Here is a 19,867-nt window from a genome sequence, read left to right as displayed (position 1 = left end):
TCAGTGGCTTGTGATTCAAGACTGACCACAACAAATATAGACAAAATTTCGATTCTTAGAGGTTTTTCCGAAGGGAAAACCAAGCCCAAGCCATTGTGCAAAACAGCTATTAGAGGCAGTATTTATTCTATAATAATTGGTATAGCTCTCATTCTGTCAGAACTGACAACTCTCATAATTCCTTTAAATCTAATTGGTGTAACTGTGTTTTTTTTTACAATAAATTTAATTGGAAAATGAGGAACTGTAGGATCAGCTAGTCTAAAATAAATGCCATTGCACTTATAATCATCTGAAACATCTACGTTTGTCACAAATTGTTGTCTTTGCATATGCATTTGATCAACCGTATTGATAGAAATTTCATTTTCAGAATTCTCAAATAATAAAGTATATTTTGACATAGGCTCAACATACATTTCTGCACGTATATGAATATGAATTTCTGATTCTGTTGAACTTCTCAAGATATAACCTCTTACATTTTCATATGTTTGAACACCTCCATTAAATGTATTATTATTTTTAATTATGTCGACAATTTGTCTTAAGCCAAATTCCATGCCTTTTCCGTAAATGTCAATATATAATGTTTGGATTAATATATCAGGCATTAAACAGTCGTCAAGTTTTATAGGAATTAATTTAATTTTATTTTGAGTGGCTTTGTATAGAGCATTTTGCCATTCTAACTTGACCATATTACTTGCTAAACTATTTTTAGACACAAAAAAGAAGAAAAACTTTGATTGAGTAAGGCCATCATTCATTTTGTCAATAATACCTTCTCCAGGCTGCATCGACCAACTATCATAAAATACTTTATTCATTCCAAAAATTGTTGCTAATTTTATGGCTATAGGCTCTACAATTGGTTTGTCTTTAAAATTATGACTTAGAAATATCATTTATTATATTTAATTGTTGAATTCTCCCACGTTACGGTAATATTGCCTCTAACGTTTCGCAGCTACAAGAAGTTGCGTACTTCATTCACTGTCAATTACAAATATAACCAAAACTTTGATTCAACAATTACCAATTTTGATAAATCCCAAGCCTAGCAATTTCTTGTAACTGCTGTTGGCGGTTCGGTTTTTTATTTATTATTCTTTCGACGTTTTTTCACTTCTTTTTTTATTGATATTTTTTTTCCCCATTCCGCTAATTCAGAATTTGGGTCAATAAATTGTTCGTTAAGTTCAATCTTTGTTAAACCTTTAAAATTCTTACTTGTTATGTGTATGCTTTTCGACATTAGGTTTTTATTTAATTAAGTTTTTCGTTTCTCTTTTCATTTCCCACAAACCATAAAACATAATCCAAAAAGGAACAATTAAAAAGCCAATATTTTTAATACCATATTTGTTTTCACCGAGAAACAAAATCATATAAATCAACAAGAAGCCAAATAGTATTGAAATAATTCCAGCAAATTGTCTTGCGAAAAGCAATGGTTTCTTCTTAAAGATTTCAACTATTAATAAATACAACATACACAAGATGTAGAGTGCTAAAAATGCACCAACAAGTAATTTACTTTTCGAGTGCAATTCAAATTGGTTTACAACCGCAAATGAAAAAACAATGATTAGAAATATTCTTGAAACAAACCAAAAGTAATAAGTTTTAGAAAGAAAAGTTTTTAAAATCGTCATTTTGTAAATCTCTAATTAGTTAAAGTTTTTTCTTTTAAATTTCTTTTTTCGTTCCGTTCGGCTAAACTGACCGCCAACGTGATTGTGTATGATTAGTGGCGTATTTAAGCACCTAATTTAGCAAATAAAAACCAAATAGAAAATCCGCGAGGATTTTCGTAAGTAGGCGAGAACTAGCCATTAATTATACACGGTGTTAGCACAAGTTATTATCCGTCAATTGTCATATGTTCAGGTTTCATTCCAATAAAGTCAATTGAAACATAATGTCTCATTGGTTTTGAATCATATGTTATAGACCATTCAGTTTTCTCATTTTTTATTTTTCCGATTGAGATTCCGTCAAAATCAAATTCCGAATCAAAATTTTCGAGTCCAGAATCTTCTATATTATCTTCCAATTCTTTTCTTAAAAACGGAAGAATTATGTTTTCCTTAATTTCAGAATATTCATTATCCAACTTTTTAAAAAACTCTTTTTGCTCAATCGTTGGACCGTTTTCGTCCGCATCTATATTAATTCCAATTTCTTTTCCTTGGAATTTTACTTCTCCATCATAAAAGTTTTTTGAAGAATCTTTAAAGGTTGTATATCCTAATTCTCCAAATAAGTCATCTACAAACTTTGGTTTTTTCTTAAAGATGTCAAATATTCCCATAGTTGATTTTCTAATTTGTGCTAACGGACAAGTATAAGCGTAGTGCGGGATTTTGAAGCGATTAACTGTCCGTCTGTACCAAATTTAATTAAATGCCAAAATACTCAATTTTCGCGGTTCAGCCCGCATTATCGCTTATACAATGTTAGTGGCTGTGTTTTTTTATTGTATTAAAAGAACTATTTTCCTATAAGAAACTGTATTTGTATTGTCTATTGTTTTCAAAAAATAGATTCCGTCAATGTGATTTCTAATGTCTAATAAATATTCGTTACTCTTGATGTTTTCCTTTTCGAAAACTATTTGTCCTAACTCATTAATCACTTCAACTTTTTCAATATAATTATTTTTTAAAATTACAGTAAAAATGTTCTTCGATGGATTTGGAAAAACAGTTAATACGTTTTCATTATTATTGAATTGCTCAACCTCAAGTATAGGTGAACAAACTGCATTAGAAAATAAGCTATCGAAAGAACCGTCAGTTATATCATTGTTCCAAATTTCCCAATAACAAAGGCTGTTTGAAATGGCAAGATTAAGAGCATCCGGAAGACCACCACTACCAAAAGCCGTTGGGTTTGAAATCCCGCTTGCTACCATTTGTAGACCTGTAAATAAATTTGTATTTGCTGAATTTTGTAAGATTGTGTATTGTGATGGATAAACAGAAGTATTGTTTTGTGACCACCACCAAGCACTTGCTCCATATCTACTACCAACATTTACTTTCGCATAATGGTATATAGAGTCTCCGACCATATCACTGGAATTAACAGGATGAAAATCGTTGGTCAAATAATGATTTGGGAATGAGCTATTAAAGGCATCAATCACTTGCTCCCATGATTCTATCATCTTTTGGTCAGTATACGATATAGAAGCATATGATGGGGTTGGATTGTATGGTATCTGCATCTCAAAACCATTTTGCGATGAGTTCGTTATATAAACCAACTGAATGGTAGTGTCATTTTGATATCTGTTTCCTAGTTCTGTAATAAATTCCGTCCATTTGTCCAAGAAGATGGTATCCCAAGGTACAGGTATTGTACCATTAAAAGGCAAAGAATAGTTTAATGTTTGCACACCCAAAGAATATAGCCAATTAGGTGAATTTGGGCCACCACCAACCGCTATAGATATTTTTTTTCCATAAGATTGAGCTGCACTTATTTGATTGTCAATTAATGCCCAATTATACGTATTATCATTGGGTTCAATATCTTTCCACACAACTCGAACTAAAATCCCATTCACATAAGGTTTAGAAGCCACAACAGGGTCTACAGAACCATTTCCAATACCAGTAGTTGGTGGACAGCTACACCAAATTCCAGTTGGCGCGGGATAATTTGGTTGTGCGTATGTTAAATTTACAAAAGCGAAAAGTAAAATTCCTGCTAATATTTTTGCTAACATTTGTATCATATTTTTTTCGTATTTTGATATTACTTGCTTTTAATTTGTTTTTTTGACGTTACCATTAATAGTTTGGATATTTGAAAAACGTAGGTCACAATTTAGTGTAAATATTCAATGAAATATTGATAACTAATTAGTTATACTAGTACTACCATGGAAAACACTACGTTGGCGACTAGCATTTTATTGTCATTTCAAAAATTTATCTCTATACCTTATTAAATCTTTTCTTGAAACAGGATTTCCGTGTCCAAGATAAAATTTTTCTGTACTTAAGGAAAGTATATTATTAATACTATTTTTCACTTGCTCTAAATTGTCATGAAAAGGTGGATGCTTCATTCTTGAATTAAAAGCAATTCCACCAAGGAGTATTCCTGATGAGGCTAAATCCATTATTATAGCATCTCCATTTTCAAGTATAACCGATAAAGAACCTGGAGTATGTCCTGGAGTATGCATTACTTTTCCATTTATTCCATATATTGACAAATCATATTCTTCGTTTTCTTTCAATACTAAGTCAGGGTTACAAAATGTTGCTCTATCTTTTGTTAATTTTGGTTTAAGAATGAAATCCCATATTTTATTATTAGGCTTTAATGTATTAAACAAACTTTTTCCAGTTTGAAGTGCTTTTTTATCTAAGTCATGCATAAGTATAGGAACATTTAAAATGTCTTTCAGTTCTTTTGCACTACCAAAGTGGTCAATATGACCATGAGTTATAATTATTAAGGCAATATCTTCTATTTTGATATTGTGTTGTTTTAGTTGTTTGATAATTTTTGCTTCGCTGTTGGGAACACCTGTGTCAACCAGAATGTGTTTCTTCTCTCCTTCTATAAGGAAACAATTTATCATACCCAATGGAAAAATTGATAACTGAATTATTTTATACATCTTTTAATTTTTTGAATGTTGATGCAAAGTTCAGTTCATAAAAATGAATACCACTTGATAAATGTTAGAAAATTATTTTTTTTCTGATTCTGCTCAAAGATTCTGGCTTAATTCCAATGTATGAAGCAATATATTGGATTGGTACATTTTGAATAATTTCTGGTTGCTCTTTCATTAATTTCAAGTATCGCTTTTCTGCAGATAATGTGATGAAATCAGTTGTTCTTTGCTGATTTTGACTAATAATTATTTCATAAATCTGTTTGCAGAAAGTACTCCAAAAAACACTTTCTTCAGATAAAATCTGGTAATCTGATTTGGTAATACAAAGTACTTCACAATTCGAAAGGCATTGAATATTTTCTTTTGAAATACTTCCAGAAGTAAAACTATTAAAGCTTGTTATAAATCTATTCTCTCCTATAATTTGAGTAGTAGTTTCTATGCCGTCTGAGTAAAAAAATGACCTAACGAAACCATTTGTAACAAAATATAGGTTTTGAGCCACAACGTCTTCCTCTTCAATGATTGTTCCTTTAGAGAAATTTGTAGGTTTAAAAAAATGTGACAACAGTTTTGTGTCACTGTCAGAAATGTCAACGAGATTTGAAACATATTTAATTAACGGGGTAATTGTCATTTTAGGAGGCATCTGTATATCTGTATGATTGTCATAACATTTGTTTTATATTTCTTTCTTGTTTAGATGTTCTTCGCCTATGTCTCGGTTTTTTCGACATTGCCACTAACGTTTGGCAGCTAAAAACAGTGGCGTATAACTGTCACTAGCTTACACAAATATAGACAAATTTTGTAAAATTCGACAGGATTTTCCAAAAATTGACCAAACCTAGCCATTGTTTTTTAGGTGCTGTTGTAACTAGTAGCTGTTTTAATTCGGATTGCGTCATTTCGGAACGAATATGATGTAAGCAGAATTCAAACGTTATGCGCAAAAATTTTCAAGTTTCTATTCGACAAAGTTCGGTTTTCAGCTTTTTCAGATTCCAACGTAATATTTTTCACGTTTCTATTTGACAAAGTTCGGCTTTCAGTTCTTTAGATTTCCACGTAACATTTTCAAGTTTCTCTTCACCAAAGTTCGGCTTTCAGTTCTTCAGATTTTAACGTAACTTTTTCAAGTTTCTATTCGACAAAGTTCGGCTTTCAGTTCTTCAAATTTCAACGTAACATTTTCAATTAAATGTCTGAGTAAATTCGGATATTTCTATTTTCTGCGATTTTTTTGGCTATTAGTTACAACGGTCTCGGCTATGAGTAGTTGCGTGGGTTAGCACTTAACTTTGCAAGTACACACTGAACTGAAAATTCCGCAGGAATTTTCAAAGTAAGCGAGAACAAGCAATTACTTATAGCCATTGTTGTGTGTAGTGTTTTTATTTTTTATTATATAATTCTTTTACCTTTTTCAAATCGGTCGTTTTATCAATCTTATAAAAATAGTTCAGTTGCCATTTTTGCGTTTTTTCGGCTTGTTTATTCAGTGTTTTATCCCAAACCGGATAAACTCTAAAGCCTCTTTTTCCACCCTTTTTCTCGGTGGTTATGAAACCTTTGTTGATTAATTCGGATTTCGGAAATACAAACTGTCCAAATCCGTTTCCAGATTTTGCGTTAATTACATAAAAATCAAATTGGTCATTTTCGGAATAAGGTTCTGTTTCCCCGTTTTGATTTCGCTTCCAAAAAGTCACAAATTGTCCAACTTTTTTAGGAGTTATTTTTGAACTTCTAGAAATAATTTTCATTCCATTTAGCTCAAATTGGCAAGCGTCATATTCAGTTCCTTCAAGTTCATTATTCATTTTGGAAATCTCAAGAGATAGTTGGTCGTAAATTTTAGACTTAACCTCAATAAGATTTTTATTCAGCATTTCAATTTCAATCATTTGTAATTATTCTATCTTATGTTCAAGGATTTTTACGGTTGCTTTTTTACATTACACACAACGGTCTCGTATAAACGCAGTAGCGGATTATGAAGCCGAACTTTTCAGTTTATAACTGACGTTAAATTTACAAAATTACTTTCGATTAAACACTTTAGCCGCTATTGCGTTTATACATTGTTGTGTGCCGTTTTTTATTCGTTTTCAAGTTCGTTCCGTGTCTTTTTCGGTAGTCCCAAAACTACCAAGTCGTATGAATCCTTAATCCATTCTTCCATTTGTCCGTTGGTTATTTTTCCGTTGGTCAAAATGCTGTTCCAATGTTTTTTGTTCATATAATAGCCTGGGATTACTTCTTCGTGCTTTTCTCGAAGCAACAAAGCCTTTTCGGGTTCGCACTTCACGTTGATAAGCTCAAAGGTCTCAATATTTGTCGAAGAAAACATTTTGCCTTTAACGGAAAACACCAAAGTCGTTTTGTCGAATGGCATTTTTTCTTCTGCACCTTTTAGGGAAAGGCAGTAGTTTCGGTAGGTTTCTATGTCCATTACTCGCTTTTTTCTGCAAATCCAAGTATGTAGCCGTTATTGTCCTTTAAGTAAAATTCACGCATTCCGTACCAAGCCGTTTTCAGTTCGGTCGGGTTCAAGCCTTTGTCCTTAATTTGCTCGTAAAAGCTGTCAATTCCGTCAATTTCCATATAGAACGAAACACTCGCTCCCATTGAAAGTTCTTTGGCAAGACTAACATCTTCTTTGAAACTGTCGGTTCTTTGGAACATCATTTCTACGCTGTCTTTGCTTACCAAGGCGTAAACGTATTCCTTTCTGTCCGTTAATGATTGTTCAATTCCGTCCTGTGTTTCGGGAACTGCCATTACCAATGAAAAACCTAAAGCGGTTTGATAAAATTCTACAGTTTTTCTAATGTCTTTTACCTCAAAATTGGGCGTTAATTTGTTTGCTTTCATTTCTCTGTTTTTTTAATTGAAAGCACAAATTTACGTTTCCTGAATGGTGGTCAATTGTAAAAATCGGTCGTTTTTATTCAGGTGCAGATTTGTTGGTGTAGAACCTGTAATCTGTTTTACTTGCTTTATAAAATGGGCTTGGTCGTAATAATCATTTTCCGGGAAAAGTTTACCGTTCACAATGTGTTTTAGCGAAGAATGGCATTTTAGGATATTACAGAAAGTTTTGAGCGAAAATCCGAAACGATTGTTGAAATACCTGTTGATTTGCCGACTGCTCCAAAAAATCCGTTCTGAAAGTTCTTGAACAGAAATTTCGCCTTTTCGTTCGTAAAGAATCTTGAAAAGTTCAAATTTTCTGTTGTCGATTTCTTTTAGGTTTTTGAGTCCGTATTGCAGTTTCTCGGTTACCGAATCGGTAAATTTATCAAAACTGTAAAACTCAAAATTTTCGAAGCCAAAGAAAGTCAATGGTAGTTCCGTTTTTGTGTTTTTGATTTCTTTGATTGACTGTTTGAAAACATACTCGGCAGAAATCAGTTTGAAGCGAACGCCAATCAACTTGGTGTTTTTTGGTATGGAAATTCGGATTTGTTTTGTCCAAACTCCTGTCAGCGAAACTTTAGTAATTTGCCCATTTTTGATTTCAAGAATCAAGTCGAAAAATCCGTCTGGAAGTATTTCGTAGTTGCATTCCTTTTCGCAAGATTCAAACTCCCAAAAACTTTTTATGAAGTTGGAAATAAATCCTTTGGTATGTTTTTCTTGGTAGTTCACGCGTTTTTTTCAAATGGCACACAACGTTTTGCAGCTACAAGAAGTTGCGTACTTCGTTCACTAACAATTACAAATATAAACAAAACATTGATTCAACAATTACCTTTTCCGATAAAAAACCATACCTAGCAATTTCTTGTAACTGCTGTTGTAGGCAGTACTTCTTGTGAAGAATACTTTTCAATACCAACGATTTAGGCAGTTTCTTTCGGCAGTTCGGTAGTTTTCTAAAAAAGTATGACATATATTTAAAAATGTATGACATAATTCTTCTGATGTATGACATAAATCTAAAAATGTATGACATAATTCTTTTGATGTATGCTATATATCTAAAAATGTTTTGCATAATTCTCTTGATGTATGAGAGTTTTCTAAATTAGTACGCTATATTTCTTTTGATGTATTGCGTATATCTAAATGAGGTTGCAAGAAATCTAAATAGGTTAGGGAACTATCTAAATAAAAATAACAAAAGACTTATTGCGTGAGCAATAAGTCTTTTTGTTTTTTCTTTCTTTTCTCTTTAGGTTATATTATAATCTCGGTTTGTTGAATTTTATACCACTTACTTGGTCATATTGCGGACTGCTTGCTCCAAAAACTGACTTAACATACTTTTTAACTTCGCCCGCTGTTTCATAAATTCCGTTCTCGCTTGTGTAAAGTGTTTCGTTTCTTGCAATTCTTGAATTACTGATATTAGTATAAGCAGTTGCAACGGCAGTATTTTTTGTATTAAGGTCTGCAATTTTTGTTGTTAATGTTGCAACTTGTAATTCGGTTTCGTTTGGTGTGTAACTTGGCTCTGCTTCTAAAACAGATTTAAGACCTGAAAAGTGTTGAATTAATTGGTCGTAAGATTGTTGGCTTGTGGAAATTGTTGTTGGTGCTGGTGCGTTTGGGTCGCTTGGTGTTTGCGTAGAAGACGCTTTTTTGCCCTGCATTTTGCGATTAAAACCTTTTGCATCGTTAATTGTTTCATCAGAAGCATCGGTTGATTGTAATGCGTTTACTAAACGAGTAGACAATGACTTTAAATTGCCGAAGGCAATCATACGTTCATTTACTTTATTATTGTAAACGGTATTGTTAGAAATTACATCTGCTAGTTTTGTTTCTGCCGTTGCTTTTAATGCGACAAGTTGTGGCAGTTTAAGACTGTTTTTTGATGGATTGTAAGTTGCTCCATACCCAGTAACAAACTCAATTAAATCTTGAAAGTTTGCTACATTCTTTGCGTGACCGACTTCTGATGTTGATGCCATAATAAAAATGTTAAAGAGTTAATGATAATTCAAAATTAATTAAATTTTCTTTACAAATATTAAATATAGGAATAGTATTTTTTTATATTTTTTTCCTTGATTTTAAATGATATTTGTTGATAAAGTACTTAATGCTAACTTTAGTATGTTGTTAAGTGTTTTTAATACATATAGTTTTGCATACTTTAATTAGCAATGAAAGAAAAATCTAAAATATTAATAAAGTTCGGTGAACGTGTTAGAGAAGTCAGAATTGAAAAAGGACTTTCTCAAGAACAACTTGCACATATTGCAGATGTGCACAGAACATATATTGGTATGATTGAAAGAGCTGAAAAAAATATTACTCTTATTAATATTGAAAAAATTGCTAAAGCATTAGATATTAATATAACTGAATTACTTAAATGATACCGAATCTAGATTTAATAAAAATAAACGATAATTTACCTTTAATTAAACAATTTTTAGAAGATTTAATTATAAAGCCAAGAGTTGATATAAGAAAATGGTCTGAAATTACAAAGCAAACACCAACATTAAAAATTGGTTATATTGGTCAGCATTTAACATCATTAATTCTTGGAATGGAAGGTGGAAGAACTGGAGCAAGAGGACATGACATAATAGATGGAACTGAAGTAAAATCATGTACTAAAGTTGACCAATCAGACAAGTGTAAAGATTGTGGTGAAAGATTAATGCGTTCTGAAGTTATTTGTTTTAATTGTGAAAGTGAAAATATAAAAAGAAATGATGATAGTAAATGGTTATTTTCAATTAGAAGTTTAGAAGAATTAAATCAATATAAAGAATTAGATAGGGTATTTTTATTGATTTCAGATTATCCAAATTTTAAAGATAATGATTTTACATCTGTTAGATTTGAAGCATTTGAAATATATCCAAGAAATCCAAGAATGCCAAATTTTAATTTTTTAATAGATAATCATTACAATAATATATACTTACCTAAAATAAATAATAATCAAAAAACTAATCCGATGAATTTTCATCCTTATAGTTTTCAATTTTATTTATGTAATCCAATAAAAATATTTTCGTGTATTATAGATAATATTGATACAAACGCAACAATTAATATTACTAAATATATTAACCCAAATGTGGATAGAACTAATTTAGTTTCTGAGGAAATGCCAATTGAATTACTAAGTTATAATGAGTTAATTAATTTTGTAACCAATAATGATTTTGATTCAATAATTAAACCTAATCTAACAAACCAGAATCAGAGTAGACAACAATTGTTAAGTTCTATATCTAGAAATAAAAATACTTGGAAAGCCAGTATGCCTTTTTTGAATGAAATTGCTAGAAACACTATACCTTTAAGAGAAATTGTAAGTTTAACACAGACTAATAGTTATAGAAGAAATTAGTTTTTAGATTGATATATTTAGAGGATTTAATGTTCTTTCAACTCTGTTTAATACTTCATTATAATAATTCTCGTCTGTATCTATAGTAATAAACTTTCTGTTTAATTGAATAGCAGATATTGCAGTTGAACCACTACCAGCAAAAGGGTCAACAACTAAATCACCTTCATTACTACTTGCTAATATTAGCCTTTTTATTAAAGTTAATGGTTTTTGTGTGGGATGAACCCTTTTCTCTTTATAAAAATCTATATCCCTCCAAACATCAGTAATACCCATTTGAGGATTAAACGTTTGTGCAACATCAGAGTATTTTAAATCAAATTTTAAAATATTTTGAAGTTTATCCCAAAGTTCATTTGTTGGAAATTGCTCACAAATGTTTTTACCTGTGTAAATACTCCACATACCACCACCATTACTTTTAACACCCAAAGCTTCGTTAATTTGTTTTGAAGTTAAACCTTGTTTTAACTGATGTTCTTTTAAAAATGGTTTAACAAATTTTTTATTGTCTTTTGTAATAAAAAGACAACTTTCTGTAACATTAGGAAATATTCGATAGTTTTTTGTAGCTCTTCCAGAAACAGAACGCATACCTTTATCTATAATTATTTGTTGTCTTAATTCAAGACCTAATTCATCAAAATAAGGCACAAGATGAGCAAGAGTTCTAAAATAACCAAATAAATAAAATGTTCCTCCATATCTTAGAGTTCTTGCAACCTCCTTTATCCAAGTAATAGACCATTCAATATATTCTTGTTCAGTTTTCCATTGGTAATCCCACTTTTCATTGATTACTTTCCAATATGGTGGGTCAGAAACAACTAAATCTACGCTGAAATCTTTAATCTTTGATAATTCTTCTACACAATCTCCTAATATAACTTTATTCATTTTATTTGCTAATTATAGTATGCAAACATACATAATTATTTTTAAAGTAACAAATAATAAAATATTGATTTTAAACGATTTTTTCTGCGTTTCGTGTAGCTCGAGTATTGCCTACAACGGTTTGTATAAGAACAGTAGCGGATTTTATTACTCTAAATTTTCATTTCAAAATTGAATGTAAATATAAAAAGCGACTTCGATTAATTACCGAAACCGCTATTGTTTTTATACATTGTTGTATGGCGTTTTTTCCTATTCAGGTTATTCAAAGAATTAATTTGTTAGTAAATCTATCATTTTAAGTGCAACATTTGATGCTGATGCAGGATTCTGTCCTGTTACTAAATTTTCATCATTTACAACATAAGATTTAAAAGGTTCAGTATGCAAAAATATTGCGCCTTGTTTTATTAGCTCTTCATCAAGCATAAATGGAATTATGTCCCCAATTGTGTGTTTATCCTTTTCTTCCTCTGCTTTGGTAAACGAGTTGATTTTCTTTCCTTTTAACAAATTACTTCCATTGGTTAATTTAACATTAAGTAAGGCAGCAGGTCCATGACAAACAGCTCCAATAATTTTTCCGCTTTCATATGTATTTTTAATAATTTCTTTAACTAATGGGTTTTCTACCATATCTGTCATTAACCCTAAACCTCCAGGGAAGAAAATCGCATCATATGCGGTTGCATCTACATCACTTAACTTATGACTAAAGTTGAGTCTTTTAAATCCATTACTTTCTTTGAACTTCTTACTGATTTTTTGGGATGAATTGTAGCCTACAAATGGAGGTGTTCCTCCCAAAATACTAGCAAAATCTACTGTGTATCCTTTACTGATAAATTCATAATATGGATCTGCAATTTCTGAAAATTCGTAACCAGCTTTATGCTGACCGGTACCAGTTTTATCGGTACTTGTTACAATAAATAATACATGTCTCATCTTTTTTGTTTTTAATGACGACAAGAACTTAAATGCGGATTTAAAGTTCTTGTCGTATGTTGAAATAACTAGTAATTGTAATGTGGTGACTTCATGCCTTTACTTGCTTCTTCCGTAATATCACCATCAAAAATTTTGGTCATGAAACTTACACCAAAGTTCTTTGCTTCTTGAGGAAAGATATTCCAAGCAAAGTTTTGAGCTTTTTCTAAAGAATTAAATTCATAGAACCCACCTACGGAATTAGAACCTACACCGCTAAGCCATGTCTTTCTTACCAATCCGTCAATTGAAAGTAAATTGGGGTTCATTTCTTTCCAAGGAACATTCTCAAATGGAATTGAAAATTGTAATTCTGTGTAGACAAATACTTTTTTAATTGTTTTACTCATAATGTTTATTTTTTAATTGTTTCGCTGAATTGCTAAACAACATGGCAAAGATCATGAGCAGGGGGAAATTAAAAGTTGTTCTATGACAACGTTTTCAAGGATTTTGAAGTAGCACTTTGGCTTATAAGCAAACCAACAGCAATACATATCCCTCCAATAAAATGATAGTAATATAAATTTTCATTGAAAAAAAAGGCCAGTAAGGCCGATGAAAGAGGTATAATATTCATATAAATGCCTGCTTTATCAGGCCCCATCATCTGTACTCCTTTTTGCCATAAAAAATACGCTAAAGCTGTGCCTAAACATCCTATGCCGCACACCGCTAGCCAAAAGTTGGTTGTGTGTGATGTGATTCTATCTACACCATTGGCAGACAATAAAATAGAGAATCCTACTAGGCAGCAAAGATTGGTTAAAAGAGTAAAGTTTAAATTCGAAATTGTGTGATTATATTTTTTTACCCAAACGTGATGTAATGCAAAAAACACATTGGCTATTAATATGAGAATGTCTCCATGATTTAAGCGGATATTATTGAGGTTGGTAACGTTACCTTTTAAGACTAAATATGTTGCCCCGAAGAAGGCAATGACCATACCTACTACTTGAATTTTGCTTATAGAAGTCTTTAGTATTTTATGTGATAAAATAATCGTTAGTGTGGGATTTAAAGCTACAATAAGTGCCGCGTTTACGGCTGACGTATGCAACAATCCTAGAAAGAAAAATATGTTAAATCCGAAAAGACCAATAAACCCGGTTAAAGAAATACCCTTAAGGTTTGTTAGAATTAATTTAAATGACGGTAAGTTTTTAATCCCTAAGATTACTAATGTTAAAATGCCTAATAAGAAACGCCAAAATCCTGCTTCTACAAAATTGACTTCTTTCAACATTATTTTGGTTAAATGAAAATTTAAGCCTAAAAAGAATGTAGCAATGATAAGGTAAATTGTAGCCCTCATAAACGACAAGCTATAATTTTGCTCGTAGCTTACTCAGTGTAGAGTTGGTCATTCCTAAGTATGAAGCAACAGCTTTACTAGATATACGAGAGAGTAATTTAGGCTCATGTTCTATAACCCACTTAAGTTTATCCATGCCATCCATTCCTAAAAAACTATATATCCGCATTTGTGAATGAATAAAAGCAAACTCTATGAATTTGTGATAAACAGTAGCAAACTGAGGGATTGTATCAACTAGTTTGAAAAAATCATCTCGATGTATTTTTAATAGCTCCGAAGGTTCTAAAGAAACTAAACAATCTCTTGACGGTTTTTGAAGGATAAAGCTAGTATTTGCAGAGATAATAGAGTCTTCCAACGCAAAGAATCCTGTGATTTCATTGCCTTTATTATCTATCTCATAGAGCTTTAAACATCCTTTTTTAATAAAATAGAAATGCTTGCATACTTGCCCAATGTTGCATAGCATTTCATTTCGGGTTGTTTTCATAGGCTGGAAAGCTTTAATTATTTGCTGTAATTCTTTCTCTCCTATTTCTCCATGACTTTTTATATGCTGTTCTAATTCTTTATACACGTTGTGTTGTTATTTATTCAGAGTCTAAAGATAAGAAGTGTTAATTGTCTGGATATTGTCTTATAACAATCTTTTTATCTTCATTTTTTGAATTTGGGAAGTTTTTGTCAAATGACATACAACGTTCTCGGCTATGATTTCGTTGCGGAAAAATCCGCAGGATTCTTTCCGCCGTAACCGAAAGATAGCAAATTTACGTTGAATTCCGATGAGGAATTCAACCGCAATGAATTATAGCCATTGTTGGCAATAGTATTTTTTCATTCAGTCAGATTTTCGTTCATAGATTTCAGAGTTCCAATTTTCGGCATTTCTGTAATGTCTGATTCTCCATCTATTGAATAAAATTCTAATTCAGTCGGCATTTTGTCAGTTACGAATACAGATATTCCAATTAACTCTCCGTTTTCCCTTTTCCAGCGTAGTCGATTATTAAATTCCCTTTTTGAATTTCCGAGTCAAAAGTTTCCCCAAATATTACAGTCGGACATTTTCCGCAACCACATCACGCAATAACTTTGAGGTTTCCGATTAAATTAGTCCACTCCGATTTTTCTTTTCTAAACAGATAGGTCAGAAATGCTATTTCAGATTTTGTCAATTCTCTTTTATCTGGAATACTGTATTTCATTTAGAAAGCAGTTTTTTCCCTTTGGTAATCCATATTATTGGACCAATAATCCCAATCAATGAAATCAAAATCCAAGTTGTTTTGTCTCCTTTAAATTCTTTTGTCAAAATCAGATAAATAGCTCTAAAGGATGTTATTATTGACCAAAATGCTATCACAAGAAATATTAGTATTAAAAATGGTTTCATTCGGGGTTTATATTATTGCCAACGGTCTAGTATAAGAATAGTAGCGGATTTACACGCACTAAATTTTCGGTTAAACACAGACCTTTATTAGACTTACTTACTTTCGTTTTAGCAATATAACCGCTATTATTTTTATACATTGTTGGCAACTGGCTTTTGTTCATTCGTGTTTAATTTCTCAAATTCCTAACGTAATTAATTCCTTTACGTTGTGATAAGTCAAGGAAGCTTTTATACACGATTTCAATTCCATTTCTGGAACTTTTTGGTTCAATTTAAAAACAATTGCTCGTTTCCCCTCGTATTGAAATTTGTGATTAAAAACCAATTTAAACGTATTTACTAATCTGCTTGTACATTGAAAATACATAGCGTATTGGTCTGGCGATTTTTCTTTCCAATCCATTCGCAATGTACTACCGTTTTTAGTTACAAAACTTGGTTCTCCCCATTTTAGAGTTTCTTCCAATTTGGTAACTCCTTCGGTTTCTTCTGCTGTTTCAATTACCAATTCACGCAGAAATTGCATTTTATCCCGAACAAAGTCGGGATAATTTGCAAAAACCTCATTTACTCTTGGGTCTGTTTTTATTTCAAACTTTTTTATTCGCATATTTTTGTTAGCCTTTTATGCCTACATAAAACTCGACTTCTGCATCTGCTGGATTTTGAACCTTTTCCCCAAAAATTTCAAAGTCGGCATCATAGGTTCTGTCAAGTTCCATTTCAAATATTTTCGACCATTGGTTCACTACCAAACCTTGCATTAAATCTCCTTTTGCTGTGGTTTTGGAATATGTTCCTCCATCAAATGATTTTCCAACCATTCCATTTGGTACATTATCCAAATTTTCAACTTTACAACCAAGTATTGTTGTGTATGGTTTTGTATGGTCGCTCTCGTATTCCGTGTATAATGAATAAACGGCATTGTCTATTTTGTTCGGAATTTTAGAAATTACGTTTTCGGACATAAACCGTTGCCACAATTCGGCAATTTCTTGAGAAGCTTGTCCGTTTTCATTCGTTGTTCTTATCGAAATTCCGATAATTTTAAAAGGTTCAATTTTTACTGTTTGCATCTTTTTATATTTTTTGATTTAATGCAAATTTAGATTGACCTTGTGACAAAGGTGTGTCAAGGGTGTTTTTATATTTTGAGCTACAATTTTCAAGATATTGTTGTAAAGTCATTTTATGAGGTTCAAAATTCTTCTCCAAGATTTGTAATTTTTGAATACAATCAAGTCTAAAAGCTCTAAATTCATTTTTTAGTTTGCAAAATGCGATAAGCACCCAATTATCTTGTGTTGTGTAAAGTGCAAATGGTTCTATTTCTCTTTGGCTTTTATTATTTTCCAATGACAGATAATCCATTTTTACCATTTGATAATTTGAAATGGTGGATTGAAGTTTAATGAGATAATTACTCGTTTTTTCGTTTTCACGATTGTTGCGAACTTGAATTCTGTTTGTTAATAATTCCGTTTTTTCTTTTTGGCTGTATTTTAAAACAGATTTGATTTTGCTAATTGCACTTTCGTATTGTTCGGTCAAAGATTGGTCTTTGTTTTTGCTAATCAGTTGTTCAGCAGTTATGAGAGCATTCGCCTCATCTTGGGTAAACATAACAGGCGGAATTTTATAACCTTCCATTATCGAATAGCCTTTTCCTTCTTCCGTTACGATTGGAATTCCTGATTTTTCAAGTGTTCGGATGTCTCGATAAACCGTTCTGGTACTTACATTATGTTTTTCGGCAATATCTTTTGCAGTTACAATTCGTTTCGATTGTAATTGCGTTAAGATTGCTGTCAATCTCGCAAGTCTCGGTTTTTCTTTGTCCATTCGGATTGGTTTTTTTAGCTTGTTGCCAACGTTTCGCAGCTACAAGAAGTTGCGTACTTCATTCACTGTCAATTACAAATATAGACAAAACTTTGATTCGCCAAAATGTTTTCTGATAAATACCATGCCTAGCAATTTCTTGTAACTGCTGTTAGTGGCTGTTTTTATTTTTTCTATCTTCTTGTATTTTATTCAGTTTTGATTTTAATTTCGTACAAACGATAAATTAATTTACCAATTAAACCACCAACTAATATAGTAAATATAAGATTGAAAATATTCTGTTCTGGATGACCACCAGATGCAGAAGTTGCAGTATAGAAAAGTTTTAAGATTGGGTTCATTTCGTTTGTGTGATAATAACAAGGATCGGGAATAATTAGTTTGTCAATTACTGTAAAATTTAAAAATAATAATAGAATTGCACATATTATAATTATTAGCCATTTCATTTGAGAACTCATAATTTCTTTATTATTAGTATTATCCTTGATGTACACTTAGATTTTTTACAATTCCTTTTTCGTTTAAAAAAATTACTAAAGTTCCTGTATTTATTCCAAATCCTGTGTAACCTAAAGAATATGACATCTCGTTTCTAATTTCATTTTCAGGTTTCCCTAATAAGCTAATAATTTCGGATTTTGTTTTTCCTTTCAACTCATAATTATTCCGCAAACTATTCATCATATTCCATCTTAAATTCCAATTTTCTTCAGAGCTTAAATTTGAATATTTCCATTTCTCGCTATCGAATTTTTGTCCTGATATTTTACCTTTCAAGAATAAACTTAAAGATATAATGACAAAAAAGGCAATTAGTATTTTATGTATTTTCTTCATTTCTGCGTCTTTTCAGGCAAATAGCCACTAACGTTTGACGGCTTGTGACAGTTGCGTAAATTTAGCACTTAATTTCACAAGTACAAAACTACTTTAGAATTTTCGGAGAAAATTCAAACAAAGACCAAGCCGAGCAATTGTTACAAACCGTTGTTACAAGCAGTTTATCTTAAAAATTATAACCAACCGATAATCTAAATAAAGTATTTGTTAAACTATGTTTGTCATTATAAATGTCTTCATATTCAAATATTTTCGAAAAACCTTTGAATGTGCTTAATTCTATAAAATAATTATTAAATTCGAAACCACCGCCAACATTTAAGCCTATATCTATATTAGAATCTACTTCACCTAAATCATTACTTAATTTTTCAGTATTAATTAAATAACCAACTTGCGGGCCAGTTATTAAATATATTTTATTCCAAAATTTAAATTCTAAAGGAACATTTATATAAGAAAGTTTGTAATCAAATTGTGTAAGATTAAAAGGTATTGTTTGTTCTGTTTTTACTCTATCTCCCTGTTGCGAGAAAACTAATTTTGGTCTAAAACTAATTTTTTCATTTAATCGAAAATTATAAGCAACTCCTAAATGAAGAGAAACTGAATTTTCACTCAATAAGCCTTCATAATGACCTTCAGTTAAGAAATTATAATTTACACCAGTAAAAACAGAAAATTTTTCTTGAGAATATGCATTAAACTGCAAACAAAAAACAATAATGATTAGGACATTTTTTTTCATAATAAATTTTAAAGTTGTTTTTAATTAATTTTTTTTATAATCGAAGATTTTTTGAAGAATATTAGGTTTAAATTGCTTGTAACGTTTATGTATATGGAAAGTTGCGTGTTTGCGTGCGAGGATTTTCCGAAGGAAAATCAGACGTAGCAAACGTGCAACGACCATAAAATTAAGCACAAAACAGCAATTTTTTATATACTGTGTTGTGCACTGTTTTTATTTTTTCAGATACTGTTTAGCATCTCTTATATTCAGTTCCGTTTCGTCAACTCCTTGTCCAGTTCGGTTTTCGTTAAAGACAGGTTCGTCAAGTCGGTCAAGTCCGATTAATATTTGAAAAACTGCAATTCCATTTTCGTTTTCCAATTCCGTTCGCAACCACTTTTTATATTCCGCTATCAAATTCCGATTTCCGATTTTTGATAAGCTCCAATATCCACTAACTCGTTCGTCCTCGTTTTTATAAATTCCAGAGTTCAGTCCGTCGACTATTATTTTTTCCAATTCAGTCGGTTTGTATTCGGTCAGTTTAGATTCCGAAATTATTCCTTTTTCAAATTCCGAGTGAGAATTTCCGTTCTCTTTTTCGAAAATAAAAGCAACTTCTGTAAACTGTTCATTTGTTAATTTCATCACTGTTTTCAATTCGGTGTAACGGTTTTCTCAAATAGTGCACAACGTTTGACGGCTTGTAGCAGTTGCGTAAATTTAGCACTTAATTTCACAAGTACAAAACTCCTAATGAATTTTCGGAGAAAATTCAAACAAAGACCAAGCCGAGCAATTGCTACAAGCATCTATGTAAAAGCATAACTTTGAGTTTCCAAAAACGAAGATTATGCAAT

At 31.4% G+C, this 19,867-nt stretch carries 25 protein-coding genes; 2 read left to right on the top strand and 23 right to left on the bottom strand.

Going from position 1 to position 19,867, the window contains the following annotated elements; all coding sequences use genetic code 11:
- Window positions 1-122 precede the first annotated feature (122 nt).
- From AABJ49_RS13500 to AABJ49_RS13450, 11 genes are all read right to left on the bottom strand, one after another.
- The gene (locus AABJ49_RS13500) at window positions 123-908 is read right to left on the bottom strand and encodes a toll/interleukin-1 receptor domain-containing protein (protein WP_338378815.1); all 786 of its coding nucleotides are present in this window, start codon (window positions 906-908) and stop codon (window positions 123-125) included.
- A 357-nt stretch (window positions 909-1,265) separates the two neighbouring features.
- Window positions 1,266-1,658 carry a hypothetical protein gene (locus AABJ49_RS13495; RefSeq protein ID WP_338378814.1) on the bottom strand — a complete coding sequence of 131 codons (393 nt, stop codon included), beginning with the start codon at window positions 1,656-1,658 and terminating at the stop codon, window positions 1,266-1,268.
- Between the two features lie 209 nt (window positions 1,659-1,867).
- Window positions 1,868-2,317 (bottom strand): hypothetical protein, encoded by a 450-nt coding sequence (locus tag AABJ49_RS13490; protein ID WP_338378813.1) that lies wholly within the window; start codon window positions 2,315-2,317, stop codon window positions 1,868-1,870.
- Window positions 2,318-2,479: 162 nt separating this feature from the next.
- Window positions 2,480-3,739 carry a T9SS type A sorting domain-containing protein gene (locus AABJ49_RS13485; RefSeq protein WP_336068575.1) on the bottom strand — a complete coding sequence of 420 codons (1,260 nt, stop codon included), beginning with the start codon at window positions 3,737-3,739 and terminating at the stop codon, window positions 2,480-2,482.
- A gap of 192 nt (window positions 3,740-3,931) precedes the next feature.
- Entirely contained in the window at window positions 3,932-4,645 is a 714-nt protein-coding gene (locus tag AABJ49_RS13480) for an MBL fold metallo-hydrolase (RefSeq protein ID WP_336068577.1), read from the bottom strand.
- A 64-nt stretch (window positions 4,646-4,709) separates the two neighbouring features.
- A complete protein-coding gene (locus tag AABJ49_RS13475) occupies window positions 4,710-5,285 on the bottom strand; it encodes a Crp/Fnr family transcriptional regulator (RefSeq protein ID WP_338378812.1) in 576 nt (191 codons plus the stop codon).
- Window positions 5,286-6,042: 757 nt separating this feature from the next.
- Window positions 6,043-6,555, bottom strand: coding sequence for a MepB family protein (locus tag AABJ49_RS13470; protein ID WP_338378811.1), 513 nt, complete (start codon window positions 6,553-6,555; stop codon window positions 6,043-6,045).
- A 194-nt stretch (window positions 6,556-6,749) separates the two neighbouring features.
- Window positions 6,750-7,103 carry an MmcQ/YjbR family DNA-binding protein gene (locus AABJ49_RS13465; RefSeq protein WP_338378810.1) on the bottom strand — a complete coding sequence of 118 codons (354 nt, stop codon included), beginning with the start codon at window positions 7,101-7,103 and terminating at the stop codon, window positions 6,750-6,752.
- Window positions 7,103-7,525: a VOC family protein gene (locus AABJ49_RS13460; protein WP_338378809.1), complete on the bottom strand. Its 423-nt coding sequence runs from the start codon at window positions 7,523-7,525 to the stop codon at window positions 7,103-7,105. The genes AABJ49_RS13465 and AABJ49_RS13460 overlap by 1 nt, the downstream gene beginning before the upstream one ends.
- Before the next feature lie 30 nt (window positions 7,526-7,555).
- Window positions 7,556-8,302, bottom strand: a complete 747-nt coding sequence (locus AABJ49_RS13455) for a DUF6597 domain-containing transcriptional factor (RefSeq protein ID WP_338378808.1) — start codon at window positions 8,300-8,302, stop codon at window positions 7,556-7,558.
- A gap of 536 nt (window positions 8,303-8,838) precedes the next feature.
- Window positions 8,839-9,570, bottom strand: coding sequence for a hypothetical protein (locus tag AABJ49_RS13450; protein WP_338378807.1), 732 nt, complete (start codon window positions 9,568-9,570; stop codon window positions 8,839-8,841).
- A gap of 195 nt (window positions 9,571-9,765) precedes the next feature.
- Between AABJ49_RS13450 and AABJ49_RS13445 the strand changes: the two genes are divergently transcribed.
- Window positions 9,766-9,981, top strand: a complete 216-nt coding sequence (locus AABJ49_RS13445; RefSeq protein WP_338378806.1) for a helix-turn-helix transcriptional regulator — start codon at window positions 9,766-9,768, stop codon at window positions 9,979-9,981.
- Complete coding sequence (locus AABJ49_RS13440) at window positions 9,978-10,973, top strand: MamI family restriction endonuclease (protein ID WP_338378805.1); 996 nt, start codon at window positions 9,978-9,980, stop codon at window positions 10,971-10,973. Before AABJ49_RS13445 ends, AABJ49_RS13440 begins: the two co-directional genes overlap by 4 nt.
- A 3-nt stretch (window positions 10,974-10,976) precedes the next feature.
- On the opposite strand, the gene AABJ49_RS13435 is transcribed toward AABJ49_RS13440, so the two are convergent.
- The 12 genes from AABJ49_RS13435 to AABJ49_RS13380 all read right to left on the bottom strand — a co-directional run bounded on the left by AABJ49_RS13435 (window position 10,977) and on the right by AABJ49_RS13380 (window position 19,655).
- Entirely contained in the window at window positions 10,977-11,873 is an 897-nt protein-coding gene (locus AABJ49_RS13435) for a site-specific DNA-methyltransferase (RefSeq protein WP_338378804.1), read from the bottom strand.
- 273 nt (window positions 11,874-12,146) lie between these two features.
- Window positions 12,147-12,821, bottom strand: a complete 675-nt coding sequence (locus tag AABJ49_RS13430) for a type 1 glutamine amidotransferase domain-containing protein (RefSeq protein ID WP_338378803.1) — start codon at window positions 12,819-12,821, stop codon at window positions 12,147-12,149.
- 68 nt (window positions 12,822-12,889) lie between these two features.
- Entirely contained in the window at window positions 12,890-13,213 is a 324-nt protein-coding gene (locus AABJ49_RS13425; RefSeq protein WP_338378802.1) for a hypothetical protein, read from the bottom strand.
- An 80-nt stretch (window positions 13,214-13,293) separates the two neighbouring features.
- A complete protein-coding gene (locus AABJ49_RS13420; protein ID WP_338378801.1) occupies window positions 13,294-14,181 on the bottom strand; it encodes a DMT family transporter in 888 nt (295 codons plus the stop codon).
- 10 nt (window positions 14,182-14,191) lie between these two features.
- Window positions 14,192-14,761: a cyclic nucleotide-binding domain-containing protein gene (locus AABJ49_RS13415; protein WP_338378800.1), complete on the bottom strand. Its 570-nt coding sequence runs from the start codon at window positions 14,759-14,761 to the stop codon at window positions 14,192-14,194.
- 997 nt (window positions 14,762-15,758) lie between these two features.
- Entirely contained in the window at window positions 15,759-16,193 is a 435-nt protein-coding gene (locus AABJ49_RS13410; RefSeq protein ID WP_338378799.1) for a DUF1801 domain-containing protein, read from the bottom strand.
- A 7-nt stretch (window positions 16,194-16,200) separates the two neighbouring features.
- Window positions 16,201-16,662, bottom strand: a complete 462-nt coding sequence (locus tag AABJ49_RS13405) for a GyrI-like domain-containing protein (protein WP_338378798.1) — start codon at window positions 16,660-16,662, stop codon at window positions 16,201-16,203.
- 4 nt (window positions 16,663-16,666) lie between these two features.
- Window positions 16,667-17,428, bottom strand: a complete 762-nt coding sequence (locus tag AABJ49_RS13400) for a YafY family protein (RefSeq protein ID WP_338378797.1) — start codon at window positions 17,426-17,428, stop codon at window positions 16,667-16,669.
- 188 nt (window positions 17,429-17,616) lie between these two features.
- A complete protein-coding gene (locus tag AABJ49_RS13395) occupies window positions 17,617-17,880 on the bottom strand; it encodes a hypothetical protein (RefSeq protein WP_338378796.1) in 264 nt (87 codons plus the stop codon).
- Between the two features lie 31 nt (window positions 17,881-17,911).
- Window positions 17,912-18,271, bottom strand: a complete 360-nt coding sequence (locus tag AABJ49_RS13390; RefSeq protein WP_338378795.1) for a hypothetical protein — start codon at window positions 18,269-18,271, stop codon at window positions 17,912-17,914.
- Window positions 18,272-18,440: 169 nt separating this feature from the next.
- On the bottom strand, window positions 18,441-19,022 hold the full coding sequence (locus AABJ49_RS13385) for an outer membrane beta-barrel protein (protein WP_338378794.1): 582 nt from the start codon (window positions 19,020-19,022) through the stop codon (window positions 18,441-18,443).
- A gap of 216 nt (window positions 19,023-19,238) precedes the next feature.
- A complete protein-coding gene (locus AABJ49_RS13380; RefSeq protein WP_338378793.1) occupies window positions 19,239-19,655 on the bottom strand; it encodes a hypothetical protein in 417 nt (138 codons plus the stop codon).
- Between the last annotated feature and the right edge of the window lie 212 nt (window positions 19,656-19,867).

Origin of the sequence: uncultured Flavobacterium sp. (assembly GCF_963922255.1) — a bacterium.
In the GTDB taxonomy this organism is placed as follows: domain Bacteria; phylum Bacteroidota; class Bacteroidia; order Flavobacteriales; family Flavobacteriaceae; genus Flavobacterium.
Note: the sequence above shows the minus strand (reverse complement) of the source record. Positions and strands in the feature narration are given on the sequence as shown.

Coding starts and splice junctions, on each gene's coding strand:
- AABJ49_RS13500 (WP_338378815.1), bottom strand. CDS start 908: ATGATATTTCTAAGTCATAATTTTAAAGACAAACCAATTGTAGAGCCT.
- AABJ49_RS13395 (WP_338378796.1), bottom strand. CDS start 17,880: ATGAAATGGCTAATAATTATAATATGTGCAATTCTATTATTATTTTTA.
- AABJ49_RS13405 (WP_338378798.1), bottom strand. CDS start 16,662: ATGCAAACAGTAAAAATTGAACCTTTTAAAATTATCGGAATTTCGATA.
- AABJ49_RS13475 (WP_338378812.1), bottom strand. CDS start 5,285: ATGACAATTACCCCGTTAATTAAATATGTTTCAAATCTCGTTGACATT.
- AABJ49_RS13390 (WP_338378795.1), bottom strand. CDS start 18,271: ATGAAGAAAATACATAAAATACTAATTGCCTTTTTTGTCATTATATCT.
- AABJ49_RS13400 (WP_338378797.1), bottom strand. CDS start 17,428: ATGGACAAAGAAAAACCGAGACTTGCGAGATTGACAGCAATCTTAACG.
- AABJ49_RS13445 (WP_338378806.1), top strand. CDS start 9,766: ATGAAAGAAAAATCTAAAATATTAATAAAGTTCGGTGAACGTGTTAGA.
- AABJ49_RS13490 (WP_338378813.1), bottom strand. CDS start 2,317: ATGGGAATATTTGACATCTTTAAGAAAAAACCAAAGTTTGTAGATGAC.
- AABJ49_RS13410 (WP_338378799.1), bottom strand. CDS start 16,193: ATGCGAATAAAAAAGTTTGAAATAAAAACAGACCCAAGAGTAAATGAG.
- AABJ49_RS13435 (WP_338378804.1), bottom strand. CDS start 11,873: ATGAATAAAGTTATATTAGGAGATTGTGTAGAAGAATTATCAAAGATT.
- AABJ49_RS13430 (WP_338378803.1), bottom strand. CDS start 12,821: ATGAGACATGTATTATTTATTGTAACAAGTACCGATAAAACTGGTACC.
- AABJ49_RS13485 (WP_336068575.1), bottom strand. CDS start 3,739: ATGTTAGCAAAAATATTAGCAGGAATTTTACTTTTCGCTTTTGTAAAT.
- AABJ49_RS13425 (WP_338378802.1), bottom strand. CDS start 13,213: ATGAGTAAAACAATTAAAAAAGTATTTGTCTACACAGAATTACAATTT.
- AABJ49_RS13380 (WP_338378793.1), bottom strand. CDS start 19,655: ATGAAATTAACAAATGAACAGTTTACAGAAGTTGCTTTTATTTTCGAA.
- AABJ49_RS13495 (WP_338378814.1), bottom strand. CDS start 1,658: ATGACGATTTTAAAAACTTTTCTTTCTAAAACTTATTACTTTTGGTTT.
- AABJ49_RS13470 (WP_338378811.1), bottom strand. CDS start 6,555: ATGATTGAAATTGAAATGCTGAATAAAAATCTTATTGAGGTTAAGTCT.
- AABJ49_RS13465 (WP_338378810.1), bottom strand. CDS start 7,103: ATGGACATAGAAACCTACCGAAACTACTGCCTTTCCCTAAAAGGTGCA.
- AABJ49_RS13460 (WP_338378809.1), bottom strand. CDS start 7,525: ATGAAAGCAAACAAATTAACGCCCAATTTTGAGGTAAAAGACATTAGA.
- AABJ49_RS13480 (WP_336068577.1), bottom strand. CDS start 4,645: ATGTATAAAATAATTCAGTTATCAATTTTTCCATTGGGTATGATAAAT.
- AABJ49_RS13420 (WP_338378801.1), bottom strand. CDS start 14,181: ATGAGGGCTACAATTTACCTTATCATTGCTACATTCTTTTTAGGCTTA.
- AABJ49_RS13385 (WP_338378794.1), bottom strand. CDS start 19,022: ATGAAAAAAAATGTCCTAATCATTATTGTTTTTTGTTTGCAGTTTAAT.
- AABJ49_RS13440 (WP_338378805.1), top strand. CDS start 9,978: ATGATACCGAATCTAGATTTAATAAAAATAAACGATAATTTACCTTTA.
- AABJ49_RS13450 (WP_338378807.1), bottom strand. CDS start 9,570: ATGGCATCAACATCAGAAGTCGGTCACGCAAAGAATGTAGCAAACTTT.